The following is a 16,922-nucleotide window of genomic DNA, read 5'->3' as shown; positions in this document are numbered from 1 at the left end:
ACGGGGATCGTGTAGCCGCGCGCTTCTCGATTCCTGCTCGATACGCGGACACGCACACGGTGGTTGACACAGAAAGCACAGGGGATTTCGTGACCGAATCTCGATCCGGCTGCCGCCCACGCCGAAGGGTGGGCGCTGCTAATCTGCCCCGTGGGACCGACCCGATGACGGGACCCAGACACCTGACGGAGTGAACTCGATGCGGAACGTTGTGCGCCAGAACCAGCCCCACCCGACGGGGTCCGAAGCCAGAACGAGCACCAACACCCCGGGAAGACGGCTCTTCGGCGCTGTCGCCGTCGTGACGGCTTCCGTGCTCGCTTTGGCCGGCTGCTGGGCGACCGCCGACGGTGACGCTGAGGGCTCCGCGGTGAGTGGTTCGGTCGTTCCGGTCGTTGACGGCGCACCCGTGTCCGGGTGGGATGTGTCGGTCTGGTCAGCCGGTACTGAGGGCGAGCCGGCGGCGCAGATCGGTTCCACGTCATCCGACCGTGAGGGGGACTTCGTCGTCGACCTCGGTTCTGTTTCGCGGGACGACGATCTCGTCTACCTGCTCGCGACCGCCCCTGGCGGTAACGACACGACGATGACCTCGACCTTCGCTGCCGTCATCCCCTCCGATGCTACGGCGGTCGTCCTTAACGAGCGCACGACTGTCGCAGCGGGCTACGCCCTTGCCCAGTTCACCGGGCCGGAGGGGGTCGAGGGCTCTTCTCCGGGTTTGCCGAATGCCGCCGCGATGTACGCGAATCTCGTGGATGCGCAGACTGGCGACTATGGCGCCGTGCTCACATCGGCACCCAACGGCACGCAGACCGAGGCGCTGCCGACATTCACCTCGCTCACCAACATCCTCAGTGCGTGCGTGCTCGATACCGACGCGTGCCGGGTTCTCGTCGATGCCGCGAGCGCGCGGTCCGACGATCGGCCCGTTGACACGTTCCGCGCGTTCGCGCAGATCGCCCGGGACCCGAGCGCTGCACCCTCTGAGCTGTACGACCTGTCGCTGACCGTGGCCGGCGACCGGCCGGGCCTGATGGCAGCCCCAGCGGCCTGGACTCTCGCGCTGCGCTTCGACGGCGACGGGCAGACCCTCGACGGCCCGGGTAACTTCGCCATCGACCCCGACGGCAACATTTGGGTCAACAACAACTACGAGTACGGCGCTGACCCGCAGGACCCGACCTGTGGCAGTGATCTGCTGCTGAAATTCGCGCCCAACGGCGAGATGGTCGGAAAGTACACGGGAGGCGGTCTGAGCGGTTCGGGATTCGGCATCGCGTTCGACCCGTCCGGACAGCTGTGGGTGAGCAACTTCGGTTTCGCCGGTGAAGGATGCACCGAGCAGCCGACACACAACAGCGTGTCGCTCTTCTCGATCGAGGGGGAGCCGCTCTCGCCGGCGGGTACCGGATTCACCGCGGGTGAGCTCGCGTGGCCGCAGGGTATGGACATCACAGCTGCGGGCGATGTCTGGAACGCGAACTGCCAGACCGGCACCGTCACCGTGTATCCCGGTGGCGACCCCGAGAAGGCGATGACGCTGGATGCCGGCCTTGACCAGGCGTTCGGCGTGGTCGATACAGGCACGCACGTTGTCGTGAGCGGTATCGCGAGCAGCTCGGTGGCGGTCTTCAACTATGACGGGACCCTTGTGGGGGGTGCTGCGCTCGCGGGCGACGAGTTCGTGTTGCCGATGGGCGTCGCTGCCGACCCGGAGGGCAACGTGTGGGTCGCCAACTCCGGTTCCACGACCCTCCCGTGCCCGACCCGCCCGATCTCGTCGGGACCGGCGGGGTCGATCGCGCTGATCGACGCCGACGGGCAGACGGTCTCCGGCCCGTTCACCGGTGGCGGGATCACCCGGCCGTGGGGCATCGCAACCGACGGAAACGGCAACGTGTGGGTCGCGAACTTCTCCGACCAGCGGGTATCGGCGTTCTGCGGAACCTCTCCCGAGACGTGCCCCGGTGACCTGTCGACGGGGGACCCGATCTCACCGGATGCGGGCTACGCGTTCGACGGACTCGTGCGCAACACCGGCCTGATCGCCGACCCGTCGGGGAACCTCTGGATCGCCAACAACTGGGAGGAAGTCCCGCTGCAGACGAACCCCGGTGGACACCAGATCGTCGCCTTCATCGGTCTCGCCGCCCCCGTCGAGGTTCCCGCCTTCACGCAGTGACCCGCATCCATCGGTGATCCTGGATCCATAGGTGATCCTGAACTGACTGCAGGCTCACTCACGGACCGGTTCGGTGTGATGGTCCTCGAGAGCGAGGATTCACGATGGACCACAGTGCAGCACCGATAGCCGATCACCCTGTCAACGCCGATACCGAAGCCGGAGCCGCCAGGCCCTGGTACCGACGGCGCTCGGCGAAGATCACGATGGCTGGGCTCACCGCCTGCACGGTCATGGTTACAGCGGCGTTCGCTATCCCGTATGCGGCGAGCGCTGCGCCGGGGGACCCGTCGGCATCGAGTGAGGCCGTCGTCGGGTATCCCGGAACGATGGGAGGAACCTCCGACGTCGCGCCGCGGTCCGGTTCGGGCAGCGGGTCGTCGACCTACGGGTACAGTGCTGACGCTTACGGCTCGTCGACGACGGTGGCAGACGCAACGGAGGCCACCGCAGACGAGTCCACCGGGGTGGTACTCATCGACACGGTCCTCGGCTATTCCTCCTCGGCGGCTGCAGGAACCGGCATGGTGCTCACCAGCGACGGTCTCGTCCTGACCAACAACCATGTCGTCGAGTCGTCGACCAAGATTACGGTCACGATCGCCAGTACCGGGGAGAATTACACCGCGACAGTCGTTGGCACGGATGCCGATGACGACGTCGCGCTGCTTCAGCTCGAGGGAGCGTCGGGCCTTGCGACGGTGACGCTCGACGATGACGACGCAGACGCCGTCGGAGATGAGGTCACCGCCGTTGGAAATGCGGATGGCGGCGGCATCCTGATGGCGGCCGATGGTGAGATCACCGAGCTGGATGCCAGCGTGACGACCGCGGCGGAGGGCGCCGTCGACAGCGAGACCCTCGACGGGACGATCGAGATCGCTGCCGATGTGGTGGCCGGAGACTCGGGAGGTGCCGTGCTGGATGCCGAAGGAGAAGTGATCGGCATGACAACGGCGGCCTCGAACCGCGGCGGTGTGGGATACGCGATCGACATCGATGATGCCCTTGCCATCGTGGACCAGATCGTTGCGGGAGATGAGTCAGACGGGGTTGTTCTCGGGTATCCCGCGTTCTTGGGCGTCGGAATCGCCCAGACTGCTTCGACGACGCAGGTGGTGCTGCCCGGCGCGCGCACGCGACAAGGTGCCGGCGGATCGACCTGGTCTGAGAGTGCCACGGCGGATCAGGATGGCGTCACGATCTCGGGAGTGTACGAGGCAACCCCTGCACAGCAGGCGGGATTGGCTGCAGGCGACACGATCACGGCGATCGATGGAATCGCGGTCACAGGTGCAGATTCGTTGAGCAGCATTCTCGAGAGCCACAACCCCGGTGACTCCGTCACGATCACCTGGACCGACGCGTCGGGTACAACCCAGTCCGCAACGGTCACCCTCATGGCTGGGCCGGTGTAGACGGTCCTCAGACCACGGCGCGGCGGCGACCTCCTACCTCCCCTAACTGGTGCCGCCGCGTCGTGACGTCGCGATCTCGGATCCTTGCGCGGGGCATCCGGCGGGTGTTACATTTCTCGACCCACAACGACGTGCCCAGGGGTAACCGTCAGGTCCCCGGATCGAACGGCACGGCCCGAAACCGCTGTATCTCGGTAGGTCGGAACAGGTGCCCAGCGATCGCCGGGCGCGCGTTGTCGGGGTGCGCGCACTGTGCCAGGCTCGGATCGTGAGCACCAGCACCGATCTTCGCGTGACACCACCCACCCGCCGCGAATGGCTGGCTCTCGCGGTCCTGTCGACGGGCCTCGGCCTGATCGTGCTCGATGGCACGATCGTCGGCGTCGCGCTTCCGGTCATCATCGCCGATATCGGGCTCGATCTCACCGATGCGCAGTGGGTCAACAGCCTCTATGCGGTTCTGCTGGCAGCGCTCCTGCTCTCGACGGGCAAGCTCGCCGACAGGTGGGGACGCAAGCTCCTGTTCCAGGTGGGCCTCGTCGTCTTCGTCGGCGGCAGCATCCTGGCCGCGATGGCGGATGCCGCGGGCCCGCTGATCGCGGCACGCGCGGTGCAGGCGATCGGTGCGGCTCTGATCATGCCCTCGACGCTCTCGACCGTGAACGCCGTGTTCCGCGGTAGGTACCGGGGAGCCGCGTTCGGCGTGTGGGGCGCGGTGATCTCGGGGGCCGCTGCCGTCGGCCCGCTCGCCGGTGGCGCTCTCACCCAGTGGGCGTCGTGGCACTGGATCTTCCTCGTGAACATCCCCCTGGGCGCTGCGGTCTTCATCGCGGGGCTGCTGACGGTCCCCGAAACCAAGGGCGCGAAGGGTCGACCGGGAGCGGATGTCGACGGTGCACTCCTGAGCGCCATCGGCTTCGGCGCACTGGTGTTCGCCGTCATCGAGGGACCCCAGCTGGGCTGGTGGGCGCCGACAGGCGAGTTCTCGATCTTCGGGTGGCAGTGGCCGGCGGACGCTCCGGTCTCGGTGGTGCCCATCGCCTTCGCGATCGCTGTGGTGGCGCTCGTGCTGTTCGTGCTGTGGGAGCGCCACCGCGAGAAGGTGCGACGGTCGGCGATCCTGGATCTGAACCTGTTCCGCCTGCCGACCTTCACCTGGGGGAACGTGACGGCAGCCATGGTCGCGGTGGGGGAGTTCGCGATCATCTTCGTGCTGCCCCTGTACCTCGTCAACGCGCTCGGTCTGGATGTCATGGGCGCCGGGCTGGTTCTGGCCGCGATGGCACTCGGTGCGTTCTTCTCGGGTGCATCGGCCCGGCACCTGGCTGCACGTTTCGGCTCACCCGGGACGGTGCTGATCGGACTCGCGCTCGAGGTAGCCGGTATCGCTGTGCTGGCGCTGCTGATAACCGGTGACACCTCGGGGTGGATCGTCGCCATCCCGCTGGTGGTCTACGGGCTGGGCCTGGGACTGGCATCCGCTCAGCTGACCGGCACGGTGTTGCAGGATGTGCCGGTCGATGTTTCAGGTCAGGGATCTGCCACCCAGAGCACCGTGCGGCAGGTGGGGTCGGCCCTCGGGACGGCGTTCGCGGGAGCGGCGCTGGCGGTTGCCCTCGCGCTCACGCTCCCGGCCGCGCTGGCGGATGCCGGCATCACCGGCTCGACAGCAACCCAACTCGCCGACACCACACGGCAGTCCGCGGGAACGACGATCAGCCAGTTGCGCGCCGAGGGAGCGAGCAGCCCGCTCGGCGACCAGACCACGGCGGCGGTGACGGCACTGTCGAACGGCTTCGCGGATGCCACCCGCTGGTCGTTGCTGGTGGCCACGGTGTTCCTGCTGCTCGGGTTCGTCGGGGCTCTCGCGGTCCGCCGCGCTGCGGCGCGGTCGACCGCGGACGTGGGGCAGAGCGCGTGAAGTACGACCTCAAGAAGGATCGGAAAGACCTCTACGCGCCCGGAAGGCATGACTTCACGCGCGTGACGGTGCCGCCGATGACCTACCTCGCGATCCACGGCCACGGCGACCCCAACACGTCGCCGGCGTACACGGATGCCGTCAGTGCCCTCTACGCGTCGGGGTATGCCATCAAGTTCGCCTTCCGCGGTCGCACGGGGGACGACGTCGTGGTCGGGCCGCTCGAGGGGCTGTGGTCGAGTGCCGACCCGTCGAGCTTCGTCGACCGCCGCAAGGATGGGTGGGACTGGACGATGCTCATCCCGTTGCCGCCGGCGGTGACGGATGCCGACATCCGTGCCGGACTCGAGACGGCAGCACGCAAGAAGCCCGAGCTTCCGATCGGCCAGGTGAGTCCGGTCACGATAGACGAGGGGCTGTCGCTCCAGATCCTTCACGTGGGGTCTTACGACGCGGAAACCCCGACCCTGCATCGCCTGCACGCCGAGCTGATGCCGGCGCGGGGTCTGACATTCAACGGTCCACACCACGAGATCTACCTCAGCGATCCGCGTCGCGTCGCTCCCGAGAAGCTGAAGACGATTCTTCGTCAACCGGTGCGAGCGATCGACTGACGACGCGGGTCCGGCAGGGGAATGCCGGACCCGCGAGGCCTTACGCGGCGGGCTGCGCCTCGGCGACCGCCGTGCGAAGGCCCTCGACGAGCGTCGTCGTCGGCCGTCCGATGAGGCGCGCGAGCGTTCCGTCGGTGTCAGCGAGAACTCCGTCGGCAATCGCGAGGTCGATTCCCGCAACGAACTGGGCGACATCGGCGGGAAGGCCGAACTGCTCAAGCTGAGCCTGCTTGTCGGCGGCAGAGAGTGAGACGTACGCGACATCCGTGCCGAGAACCTCGCTTGCCGCGGCGGCGAGCTCGTCGTAGGTCCAAGCCACGTCGCCCGCGAGCTCATAGACCCGACCGACGTGCCCGTCCTCGGTGAGAGCGACGGCAGCAGCCTCGGCGTAGTCGCGGCGGCTCGCGCTGGCAACGCGCCCCTCGCCAGCTGCTGCGGCGATGACACCGGAGGCTGCAGCGCCGAGAACGTCCTGCGTGTAGTTCTCGTGGTACCAGTTGTTGCGCAGGATGACGGCGGGAAGGCCCGCGGCAGCGATCGCCTCCTCCGTCGCGCGGTGTTCGGCGCCGAGCGCGTAGTCCGCGGATGTCACCTTCGGTGCACTCGTGTAGACGAACTTCTCGACGCCGGCCTTCTTCGCCGCTTCGATGACGTTGAGGTGACCCGCGAGCCGGGTTCCAACCTCGGAACCCGAAATCAGCAGGACGCGATCAACTCCGTCAAGGGCGGCCTCGATCGTAGCGGGTTCGGCATAGTTCAGCGGCGCGACGCGCACGCCGAGGTCGACCAGAGGAGCTGCCTTGTCGGGCGTGCGCACGCCGGCGACGATGTCGGATGCCGCAACGCCGCGCTCGAGAAGTGCGGTGACGACGTGGCCGCCGAGATGTCCGGAGGCGCCCGTAACGAGAATGGCCATAGTGAATCCTTTCGATCGTGACGCCGCTGTGGCGCTCGTGATCAGAAACCTGGATTCGAAATCAAGCATTCCTTGCGTAAGGTACCCACCTTTTCGTAAGGTACCCACGTGTCAGTAAGTCTTGCGGAAATACGTGACGTTCGGGAGCGAGCTTTCTCGGCGGCCTGCCCCACACGGGTCGTGCTCGACCACGTGATGTCGAAGTGGGGCGTCCTCGTGCTGCTGACGCTGGGTAACGGCACAGCGCGGTGGGGGGAGCTGCGCCGAAGCATCGACGGCATTAGCGAGAAGATGCTCGCGACGACACTGAAGACCCTCGAAGGCGATGGCCTGGTGCAGCGCACCTCGTACCCCGAGGTTCCCCCGCGGGTCGAGTACTCGCTCACGGAGCTCGGGTGCGACCTGATGCTGCGCCTCGGTCCGCTCATGGACTGGGTTGCCGAGCACGCTGACGACATGGTCGACCGGGAAGTGCCTTCCTAGTCCAGTTGTGCGCGCTGCACGCTCGGGCGGAATCCGACGAACAGCAGATAGCCGGCGAACCACAACTCGAAGGCGAAGATCGGTGCCGCCGCGAGGCCCGCGAGCACGTTCGTCTGGTCGATGATCCCGAACAGCTGTGCAAGGTCGGAGACCAAGACGAGGGATGCGCCGACGGCGCCGAGAACCGGAATTCCGCGCACGACAGCGCGTGAGCGCCACAGCAGCCACGACAGCACGAGGGTGTTCACGCCGATGACGAGTCCCTGTCCGACCAGGAACGATGCGGCGTGCATCCCCACCAGGCTCGCGACGACCGACGTGTCGGGAGAGGGTGCGACTGCGACGTCGGCTCCCGGGACGGAGCCGGAGAGGACGAAGACGAGCGTGAGCATGGGGAGGATGCCGGCGGCGATGATCGCGCCTTCGAGCGTGCGCAGGCCGGCGAAGGTGTAGGCCGCTGCCGGTCCGGAACGGCGCAGGGCGGCCAGCAGCACGGTGCCATTGGCGACGCACGCGATCGCGAGGATCAGCTCGAGGGTGATCCCGGCGCGCAGCAGCCCCGCCGATGACTCGGCAATGCCCTCGGCGTAGGCGAATGCTGCGGCGACCGAGGTGACATGGGTCACGAGGTAGAGGGAGCCGGCCCAGAGGGCGAGGGCACGGATTCGGGGCATTGTGATCTCATTTCTGCGAGCTAGTATACGCGGTATACCGCGCTGTCGACGACTGTAGGTGTACCTTGTATACATGTCAAGTTCCGCGCGAGTCCGCAGTGAGTCTTCGCGACAGCGGGGCTCATCGTGATGGCGGGGAGTTCCCGGGGCGCGCTCACGACGCAGAGCGTGACGGCGGCTGCCGTCGAGCTGGCAGACGAGGTGGGGCTCGAGGCTATGACAATGCGCCGCCTCGCACAGGCGCTCGAGGTGACACCGATGGCGCTCTACAAACACGTCGACAATCGCGAGAAGCTGATCGACCTCATGTTCGATCGGCTCGTCATCGAGATGGCACCAGAGCTTGCAGACCCTGACCCGTCTTCTGCGCTGTCCGGTGCGTACGGCCCCGCCTCGAGCGCTGACTGGCGCGACGTGCTGCGTGAGCAGATACTTGCTGCGCGGGAGACGATGATGTCACACCCCTGGTCGTTCGAGGCGATTCAGACACGCACCCTTGCAACGCCGGTCGTGCTCGCCTACATGGACCGCCTCATGGGGATCATGTTCCGCGGCGGCTTGTCGGCGGATCTCGTCCATCACGCCATGCACACGCTCAGCACCCGCATGTGGGGGTTCACACAAGACGTGCTTCCGACGCCCTCGGCATCCGAGGCTGCGGCGGAATCGGGAGGCGAACTCGTCTCCGAGGATGCCGCGTTGGCGTCGTTCGCGGCATCCTTTCCCAACATCGTGCGTATGGCGATGACAGCACCGGGCGCGGCAGGGCAGTGTGATGCGGATGCCGAGTTCGGCTTCGCCCTCGACATCCTGATCGATGCCTTCGAGCAGCGTCGGCTCTCCGGGTGGAGCTCGACTAGCGCGCATTCTTGAGTACGCCGGTCGGTGACCGCCTCGATCTGTCGGGTGTTCCTCGGGTCTGCCCGTCGTAGCCTGGACAGATGACAGGCGATTCCGGTGAAGCGGCGGCATCCGCTGACCATCACCGCGCCCGTCGGCAGCTGCTCGATCTGGTCTCGTCAGATCCGACGGTCGGCCCCCGCGACAGTCTGGCGGCGCTCCTCGGGTTCCCGGACGACCCCGACGCGAGGCGGGCTGCGGTCCTCATCCTGTTCGGTGTGCTGGATGACGCGCCGAGCGCTCACCGCGCGAGTGCTGCAGCTGTATCCCGCGACCTCGACGTGCTTCTGCTGGCCCGGGCGACGACGCTGCGTTCGCACGCGGGACAGGTCGCCTTTCCCGGGGGCAGGCTCGAGCCCGATGATTCCGGTCCCGTCGCCGCCGCCCTGCGCGAGGCTCAGGAAGAGACCGGTGTGAACCCCGACGGCGTTGATGTTCTGGGCACCCTCGCTGAGGTTCCGCTGCCGTACTCGTCGCATCGCGTCACGCCGGTCCTCGCGTGGTGGCGTGAGCCGTCGCCCGTGCGAGCTGTCGATGTTGGCGAGTCGGCGGCAGTCTTCCGGGCGCCCGTCGCCGACCTGCTCGACCCCGCGAATCGCGGCTGCACCGTCATCGACCGAGGTCCGCGCACTCACCGCGCCCCGGCGTTCCAGGTGCGAACCGCGACGGGCGAGCACTTGGTCTGGGGTTTCACCGCAATGCTCCTGGACGGACTGTTCGATCGTCTGGGATGGACAGAACCATGGGACCAGATGCGTGAGCTCGCGATCCCGAACCTCCTGCCGTAGACGAGACGGATGCGGCGGCCGTCCCTGCCTGTGAGGATGTCGACGTGGCGCATCCGATCATGTTCGACGAGGAAGACCCCTACCTCGCGTGCGTTCGGGCGATTGCGCTCGGCTTTCCCGGCGCCGACGAGAAGGTGTCGCACGGGCGGCCGCACTTCTTCACCAAGCGCACGTTCTGTATCTTCGGCGGATCGCAGCGCGTCGACGGGGAGTGGGTTGGGCACGACACCGCGGTTCTCATCAAGCCGGACCCGGTGGATGAGCCGGCGCTCCGGCAGGATCCACGGTTCTGGGTTCCGGCATACCTGGGCCCGTCGGGATGGCTGGGGCTTGACGTAGACGTCGACGTCGACTGGCTCGAGGTCGCTGAGCTCATCAATGCCTCGTATCGGGTTACGGCTCCCGTCACGCTCATCCGTCGCTTGGATGCCAGCGACGACGACTGACGCTGTCAGACGGGTCAGCGCGCGAGAGGGATGACAGCTGCCAGCGAGACAACCGGCGCGGCGAGCAGGCCCATGAGCACGAATCGGGTCCAGCTGACCTCGACGCCATCGGCGCGCAGCCGCTGATGCCACAGCAGGGTCGCGAGTGACGCCCACGGCGTGATGAGTGAACCCGCGTTCACGCCGATCAGCAGAGCCGCGAGACGCTCGGGAGATCCAGCTACCGGTTCGACGAGCAGATAGGCCGGCAGATTGTTGATGAGGTTGGCCGAGACGAGGCCCGTTCCGGTGAGGCGCCACAGCGACAGCAGGTCCGTGCCCGAGCCCGCGATCGAGCCGATCAGGGCGCCCGAACCGAGCGTCTCGAGAATGCCGACCGCGAAAAAGAGCCCCGCCGCGAAGATCACGAGCGAAAAGGGGACGAGGCGCCACTTCAGAGCCCGCGGATGCCGCCAGGCGAAGACGCCGAGCAGAACAAGCGCCGCCGCGCAGGCGGGGATCCAGGGAGGGATTCCCGAGACGAGAAGCGGCAACAGCACCACGACGACGATCGCTGCGATGCGAAGCAGGACCGGATCGGCCGTCTCGGGGGCTGCTACCGACGGATATGTTCCGCGGAGGCGTCGATGGAAGAACAGCACCAGCACGCCGACCGTCGCCACGATAGCGATCCCCGCCGACGGGCCGAGGAGGGCGATGAATTCCCACGGACCCAGGTGCAGCAGGTCGGCAGCGAGCAGGTTGGTGAGGTTCGAGACCGGCAGCACGAGTGAGGCCGTGTTCGCGAGCCAGACGGTTGCGAACACGAACGGGAGCGGGTCGAGGCGCCGAGCCCGCACGACAGCGACGATCACCGGAGTGAGAAGCACCGCGGTGGTGTCGAGGGACAGGAACGCCGTGGCCGCGACGGCGAGGATGACGACCATCGCCCACAGCGCGGCGGTTCGTCCCTTGCCGAGGCGCGAGAGCCGGTGTGCGGCGGCGTCGAAGACTCCGGCTGCCGCTGCGAGCTCGGCAACGATCGTCACCGCGACGACGAACAGGAGGATGGGCCATACCCGTTCCGCGACGACCATCGCGTCATCGGGGCGGGCAAGGCCTGTCGCGATCGCGGTTGCGGCGGCCAGGAGCAGCACGAGGCCAACGATCGCCAGTTTCACGGCATCCATCCTCTCCTGCTTCTCTCGGAGGCGGGCGGACCTCTCGGCGGTGGAGAGGAGACCGACGATGAGAAACTCAGATGTGCAAACCCGATCCCGCGCTAAGCTGGTGCTTTCCGCGATTCTCGCCGCGATGACCGTCTTCGACATCGTCTTGCATGTCGCGATCGATCAGGTCGAGTCGCTGCGGATATCGGGAAACCTCGTCGTCCTGGCTGCCGCGCTCGCCCTGCTTTTCGTGCCCTCCGCGCGGCGCGCGTGGGTGCCGGCGCTGGCGGGTGCGATCAGCCTGGCACTCAATCTCGTGTTCATCGGGCGCGAGGGCATCGGACCGCTCGGGGCGGTGCTGGTGGCGACTAGCACGGCGCTCTGCGCGGCGATCGCGATTGTGCTCGCGCGTCAGCGCCGCTGACGGCGGCGTCCACGCGGGCGGGACGGGATGCCGAGGTCAGCGCCGCGTGCTTGTGACGTGGCTGCGACGGAGAGGCCTCGGGCCACAAGAGTGTGAGCGCCGGGGGCTGTGCCCGCCGGGATCGTCACCGTCGTAGAGAAAGTGCCCGTCGCGCTTGCGGGGATCGATGCGAGAACGACCGGGGTTGAGTGCAGCTCGATCTGAACTGTCTCGTTCGGCCCGAAGCCGCCGCCCGAGAGAACGACCTGCCCGCCTTGTGTGACATCGCTGGCGCTTGCGGTTATTCCGCGGGTCGCGGCCCAGTCCGAGATCGACTCCTGCACGATGTTGGCGACCTCGAGCACGCCGCCTTCGTCGGGGTGCAGGGCGCCGATCTCGACGCAGATGTCGGTGTTGCCGTCGGCGGGCAGGTAGCCCGGGTCGCACGTCGATTCGCTGTTGAGGTAGAGCGTGATGCCGTTGATCCACGGGTCGGGGGTGCACAGAGTGTTGCCCGCGGTCTGGTCCCACGTGGGAATGAAGGTGAAGTTCGCGTCCGTCGCGGCCGACTCGATCGCGTCGTCGAGCTGCTGCTCGATGTCGTGCAGGAACTGCAGCTCCACGCCGTTGTAGGGCACGGAGTTTGGGGTCAACGGGTCGGTGACGTAGGCGTCAGTCGCGTTGTTGGGAGCGACCTGCGGGTAGCCGACGACGAAGACCTGGGCATTGGGTGCGGCGGCGCGGATCTCAGCGAATGTCGTTGCAAGGCGCGGGGCCACCGAGTCGGCAATGCGACCGGAGAGGTATGCCGTCGGATACGTCGCCTCGTCATCGAAGTAGTCCTTGCAGTTGTCGAACGCGCCGACCTTGTCGGCGAGGTAAGCGGGTCGCAATCGACGGAAAGGCGCATGCAGGCAGTGGCGATCGATGAGAAGCCAAGATCGTTGCCGCCGATCCCAACAGTGACGACGTCAGTGTCGGCACTGAGACCGGCGGACTGCAGTTGGGGTGCCGTCATCCCCGACAGTGTCACCTGCAGAGTGCAGGCATCGGGGAGGGTCGGCAAGATGACGTTCGGGTCGGTTGGGGAAAACAGCCGCCATCAGCTTTCGCACGGCATCACATTAGCGGCACGACGTAGCGCGCGCATCGTCGCGCCGATGCCACTATGGGTTCCCATGAGCAGTGCGCCGCCGGGTGTCTGGCCAGTCGTGGGCCGAGACACGGATGCCGACAGCCTGGCGGCGCTGCTCGGGCAGCTACCTGTGCGCGCTCAGATCCTGACGGGCCCCCCGGGCATCGGCAAGACCGCGCTCGCGAGTCTCGTGGCAGAGCGAATGCCCGAGCGAACCGCCGTGTCGATCATCGCCCTCTCTGAGCTTGCGGCGGTCCCGCTCGCCGCCTTCTCGCCGACTCTCACAGCCCTCGGGCTGCCCCTCGAGCCATCCGGTGCCGTGCCTGCGCTCATCTCGCGCATCGGACGAAGCTCCGGGCAGTTCGTGCTCGTCGTCGACGATGCGCCGCGGCTCGATGACGTTTCAGCTGCCGTCGTGTACCAGCTCGTCCGCGGATTCGGAGTGCCGATGATCGCAACGGCACGCCTGGGCGAGACCCTTCCGGCACCCCTGGCCAAGTTGCTTCTCGAGGGCTTCGCCGAGGAACGCCGGGTCACGGGGCTGGCAGTCGACGACATTCAAGAACTCCTGCTCTACCGGTTCGGCGCGAACGGTCGTCGTGCCGATGCCTCCCGGCTGGCGGGACGAACGCAAGGCAACCCGCTCTACGTGCGGATGCTCGTGGAGACTGCTGACCGTGAGGGCGCGGTGCGGGTGACGGACGGTGTTGTCGAGATTGACGACGGCCCAACGCCGCCCGGTCTGCTGCAGACCGTCGATGCTGTGATCGCCGCTCTCGACGCGGACGATCGCGCCGCACTGAGATTCGCCTCTCTCACGCAGCCGCTCGATCTCGACACCCTGGATGCGTCCTCTCCCTGGCCGCGCCGGGTATTCGAAGCGCTTGCGGCGCGCGGACTTCTGATCAATGACGCGGGAACGCGGGCCGTGCGCGTCGCTCACCCTTTGCTCTCGGAAGGTCTCAACGCGCTCGGCAGTGACGCGGCCGGCACGCGCTCGCACGCGGTAGCTCACCTCCGATCGCTGAGGGATCCGGCGAGCCGCTTCAAGGCCATCGTGTTGCAGTCCGAAGGCGCGGGCGCCGTCGATGCCGCCGATCTTGTCTGGGCGGCGGATCATGCGTTCCGGTCGGCTCGCTTCGAGCACGCCGCTGCGCTCGCGCAGCGGGCTGCTGGCGCGGCATTCGCCCCAGCTCAACGCTTCCGGGCGTATCTCGTTCTTGCGTGCGCGAAATCGAGCCTGGGCGAGCTGGATGTCGCAGACGCTGCGTTCGAAGCGGCGCTTGCTCTCACCGAGACGGGCTCGATGCGGGCCGGTTCATCGACGGGTGATGCGGAACAGGCCGCGGATACCTCTGCCCATGAGGTGACGTGGGGCGATCGCGCACTTCTGGTCAGTCGGCGCGGCGAACATCTCGCATTCCGCCGGTTCGACGTCGCCGCCGCCATCCGGGCTGCTGAGAAGCTGCAGGCGTCTGCTCCTCCGACCGTGGCGGCAACCCTCGATCCCGAGTTGCGCCTCTGGCGGGGGCTTGTCGGGCAGATGCATGAGCGCACTGGCGAGTCCGACGGCGATGAATCACCAGAAATGCGGGTACGCGGCGCGGTCGCGTCGATCATGACCGAGTCCATGAACGGCCGCACCGCCGCCGCCGTGGAGGCAGCCTCCCTGTTGTCCGACGTACAGGCGAGGTTCGGGGTGCTCGATCCGTTCGCCGCGGCGATGATCGGATTCGAAACCTACTTCGACTTGCTCTCACGCGGCGAGCATGAGCGTGCTGTCGAGTTCGCCGAGCAACGCCGCGCGACCACCGGCGAGGGCGCTGGCATCTGGACGAGCACGGTAGCCGAACACCGCAGCTATAACGGTCGTCTGGCTGAGGCGCGCCGACTCTCAGCCCTGGCGGTCGATCAGCTTCGCTGGCGCGACCCGTTCGCGATCATGCCGCTTGCTCTTGCCATCCGCGCCGACCTGACGGCAAAGTCCGGGGATCTCGTCGGCGCGCGAAGTCTCCTCGACGCGATCGATCCTGCCCAGCGGTCGGAGCCGAAGGCGTTGCTGATGGCTGCGGAGTGCGAAGCCTGGCTTGCCTACGCCGCTGGCGACTCGGCTCGCGCGGCGGCGTTGATTGAGGCAGCAGCCGAGCAAGCAATGGGAGTGGGTTTCCAACTCGTCGCGGCAATCTCGCTCGGTGTCTGCATCCGTATTGGGAATGCCGACCGAGCTGCAGGGATGCTCGAGGCGATCTGCGAACAGGTGCCTGCCGAGATGCGCCTATATACGGCGCTGCGCGATGTCGCCGTCGCGCTGCGTGATCGAATCCCCACCAGCATGCCCACAGCGGCCTCGGCGCTCGTCGCCGGCGGGATGGCGCCCACGGCGCTGGATGCTGTTGAGCTTGCCCGTCGAATGCGGACAGATGCCGAGACACGCCATCGTCTCGAGCGGGTCGCGATGATGGCCGCTGACGGCGTGGATGCGCCGCTGTTGCAGCGCCGCGATGCCCCCCTGATCTCGCAGCGAGAGCGGGAGGTGGCGATAGCCGCCGCGAGTCGTGCCCGCAGCCGCGAGATCGCCGAGCGCTTCGGTGTCTCGTCGCGGACGATCGAGAACCAGTTGCAGTCGGTGTACCGGAAGCTCGGGGTCTCATCACGCGACGAGTTGCGTGACGCGCTTCATGAGACCGGCCTCTTGGATCGGACCGCCGATTAGTCGTCTTCCCACACGTCGAGTAAGTCGGGGCGGGGTACTCCCCATGGCTTGCAGGAGCTTCCCGATGGCTGCCTGCGTCCCCGCCCCGACTGTCCGGGTCGCTACGGCTTGGCGAGCGTGACCGTGTAGGTCACCTCGAGTTCTGCCGCGTCGCCGAACGCCTTGAGGTCGACGTCTCCCGCTACGCCGCCGATGTCGGCGATGTAGTGCAGCGCCTCGGTGAGGAAGTCGTCGTTCCCGCTGCGTTGGTCGCTGGTGTTGGTCCACGCCGGATTCGCTGAGAGTCCATCGACGGTGCGCCAGAACGGGTCGGGTGTGCGGCACTCGAATTCCCATACCCACTGGGTGTCGAACTCTGTCTCGTTGACCGCGTAGTCGAGTTGCTCTTCACACCCGTACAGGGTCACGTCGGGCATGCCTTCGGGAACCGGGATGGCCTCGCCCTCGGTCGCGCCGCCGCCGATCGCGGCTGGCTCGGTCGTGGCATCCGGCACATCGACTTCGGCCATCTCGAGCATCGTGTCGGTCGGGGTGGGCGTTGCATTCGGTTCCGCCGACGCGCACCCGACGAGGAGGAATCCGGGGATGAGCGCGATCGACACAAGGCGGGCCGACAGACGGATGCGCCGCGTCATCGCTCTGAGACTCCGTAGATCAACGGCTTGCTTCCGCCTTCAGCGCCGTCCCAGATCAGCGCGACGACCCACGAGCCGCTCTGCAGCGACACGGCGCGCCCATCGCCCGCCGTGCCATCGGTGATGAGTTCGTATCCGGACCCGATGAAGGTGTCGACGAGCCGGTCTACGTCATCGCCCTCGACACCTTCGTAGGTGAGATTCCACGACCCGGGCGCGGTGACGACGCTCACGAGCTGGCCGTTGGGTTGGGGCAGTTCGGCGGGGAAGTCCGCAGGCACCTCGGTCGTCGTGCCCACCTCGATGGTTCCTTCGTCGGTTTCGATGGTTGCACCGTTCTCGTCGACGGAGATGCCGGTGGCGTCTTCGACGATGTCGCTGACGGAGGGCATGCAGCCGCTGAGAAAGAGCACGGCACCCACTGCGAGGGTCGGAATGAGAAGGGTTGCGCGAGGTCGATGCATGTGGGTCTCCAGAGAAGGGGACAGGGACGCTCACATGTTCCCGTCCACCCTCGACGGCGGCAATGAGTAAGAACTACCT

General features: G+C 67.0%; 16 protein-coding genes. 10 read left to right on the top strand and 6 right to left on the bottom strand.

The genetic code is table 11. From position 1 onward, the window contains the following. The first annotated feature begins 199 nt into the window (after positions 1-199). From AADH62_RS13020 to AADH62_RS13005, 4 genes are all read left to right on the top strand, one after another. Positions 200-2,185 carry an NHL repeat-containing protein gene (locus AADH62_RS13020; protein ID WP_341579848.1) on the top strand — a complete coding sequence of 662 codons (1,986 nt, stop codon included), beginning with the start codon at positions 200-202 and terminating at the stop codon, positions 2,183-2,185. Positions 2,186-2,289: 104 nt separating this feature from the next. Next, positions 2,290-3,603: a S1C family serine protease gene (locus tag AADH62_RS13015; protein ID WP_341579847.1), complete on the top strand. Its 1,314-nt coding sequence runs from the start codon at positions 2,290-2,292 to the stop codon at positions 3,601-3,603. A 268-nt stretch (positions 3,604-3,871) separates the two neighbouring features. After that, a complete protein-coding gene (locus AADH62_RS13010; RefSeq protein WP_341579846.1) occupies positions 3,872-5,524 on the top strand; it encodes an MFS transporter in 1,653 nt (550 codons plus the stop codon). Continuing rightward, positions 5,521-6,138, top strand: a complete 618-nt coding sequence (locus AADH62_RS13005) for a GyrI-like domain-containing protein (RefSeq protein WP_341579845.1) — start codon at positions 5,521-5,523, stop codon at positions 6,136-6,138. Before AADH62_RS13010 ends, AADH62_RS13005 begins: the two co-directional genes overlap by 4 nt. 40 nt (positions 6,139-6,178) lie before the next feature. Here the strand turns inward: AADH62_RS13005 and AADH62_RS13000 are convergent, their stop codons facing one another. Then, positions 6,179-7,054, bottom strand: coding sequence for an SDR family oxidoreductase (locus AADH62_RS13000; protein WP_341579844.1), 876 nt, complete (start codon positions 7,052-7,054; stop codon positions 6,179-6,181). Between the two features lie 108 nt (positions 7,055-7,162). Between AADH62_RS13000 and AADH62_RS12995 the strand changes: the two genes are divergently transcribed. Continuing rightward, complete coding sequence (locus tag AADH62_RS12995; RefSeq protein ID WP_341579843.1) at positions 7,163-7,537, top strand: helix-turn-helix domain-containing protein; 375 nt, start codon at positions 7,163-7,165, stop codon at positions 7,535-7,537. Here the strand turns inward: AADH62_RS12995 and AADH62_RS12990 are convergent. Beyond that, positions 7,534-8,211 (bottom strand): DUF4386 domain-containing protein, encoded by a 678-nt coding sequence (locus tag AADH62_RS12990; protein WP_341579842.1) that lies wholly within the window; start codon positions 8,209-8,211, stop codon positions 7,534-7,536. The two genes, AADH62_RS12995 and AADH62_RS12990, sit on opposite strands and share 4 nt — an antisense overlap. A 129-nt stretch (positions 8,212-8,340) precedes the next feature. Between AADH62_RS12990 and AADH62_RS12985 the strand changes: the two genes are divergently transcribed. The 3 genes from AADH62_RS12985 to AADH62_RS12975 all read left to right on the top strand — a co-directional run bounded on the left by AADH62_RS12985 (position 8,341) and on the right by AADH62_RS12975 (position 10,345). After that, positions 8,341-9,084 (top strand): TetR/AcrR family transcriptional regulator, encoded by a 744-nt coding sequence (locus AADH62_RS12985; protein ID WP_341579841.1) that lies wholly within the window; start codon positions 8,341-8,343, stop codon positions 9,082-9,084. Positions 9,085-9,152: 68 nt separating this feature from the next. Then, positions 9,153-9,899 (top strand): CoA pyrophosphatase, encoded by a 747-nt coding sequence (locus AADH62_RS12980; protein ID WP_341579840.1) that lies wholly within the window; start codon positions 9,153-9,155, stop codon positions 9,897-9,899. A 44-nt stretch (positions 9,900-9,943) separates the two neighbouring features. Continuing rightward, a complete protein-coding gene (locus AADH62_RS12975; RefSeq protein WP_341579839.1) occupies positions 9,944-10,345 on the top strand; it encodes an MmcQ/YjbR family DNA-binding protein in 402 nt (133 codons plus the stop codon). 14 nt (positions 10,346-10,359) lie between these two features. Here the strand turns inward: AADH62_RS12975 and AADH62_RS12970 are convergent, their stop codons facing one another. Continuing rightward, on the bottom strand, positions 10,360-11,514 hold the full coding sequence (locus AADH62_RS12970; RefSeq protein WP_341579838.1) for an SLC13 family permease: 1,155 nt from the start codon (positions 11,512-11,514) through the stop codon (positions 10,360-10,362). 58 nt (positions 11,515-11,572) lie between these two features. Here AADH62_RS12970 and AADH62_RS12965 point away from each other — a divergent pair, with 58 nt between their 5' ends. Then, positions 11,573-11,917: a hypothetical protein gene (locus AADH62_RS12965; RefSeq protein WP_341579837.1), complete on the top strand. Its 345-nt coding sequence runs from the start codon at positions 11,573-11,575 to the stop codon at positions 11,915-11,917. Here the strand turns inward: AADH62_RS12965 and AADH62_RS12960 are convergent. Beyond that, positions 11,905-12,789 (bottom strand): hypothetical protein, encoded by an 885-nt coding sequence (locus AADH62_RS12960; protein ID WP_341579836.1) that lies wholly within the window; start codon positions 12,787-12,789, stop codon positions 11,905-11,907. The two genes, AADH62_RS12965 and AADH62_RS12960, sit on opposite strands and share 13 nt — an antisense overlap. Positions 12,790-13,074: 285 nt before the next feature. Between AADH62_RS12960 and AADH62_RS12955 the strand changes: the two genes are divergently transcribed. Beyond that, on the top strand, positions 13,075-15,744 hold the full coding sequence (locus AADH62_RS12955) for a LuxR family transcriptional regulator (RefSeq protein ID WP_341579835.1): 2,670 nt from the start codon (positions 13,075-13,077) through the stop codon (positions 15,742-15,744). Between the two features lie 101 nt (positions 15,745-15,845). Here AADH62_RS12955 and AADH62_RS12950 read toward each other — a convergent pair whose 3' ends face one another. Continuing rightward, positions 15,846-16,379, bottom strand: coding sequence for a hypothetical protein (locus AADH62_RS12950; RefSeq protein WP_341579834.1), 534 nt, complete (start codon positions 16,377-16,379; stop codon positions 15,846-15,848). Then, positions 16,376-16,843 (bottom strand): hypothetical protein, encoded by a 468-nt coding sequence (locus AADH62_RS12945; protein ID WP_341579833.1) that lies wholly within the window; start codon positions 16,841-16,843, stop codon positions 16,376-16,378. Before AADH62_RS12945 ends, AADH62_RS12950 begins: the two co-directional genes overlap by 4 nt. Between the last annotated feature and the right edge of the window lie 79 nt (positions 16,844-16,922).

Origin of the sequence: Microbacterium schleiferi, assembly GCF_038150145.1 — a bacterium.
GTDB lineage: Bacteria > Actinomycetota > Actinomycetes > Actinomycetales > Microbacteriaceae > Microbacterium > Microbacterium schleiferi_B.
This window is presented reverse-complemented; position numbering and strand designations above follow the sequence as displayed.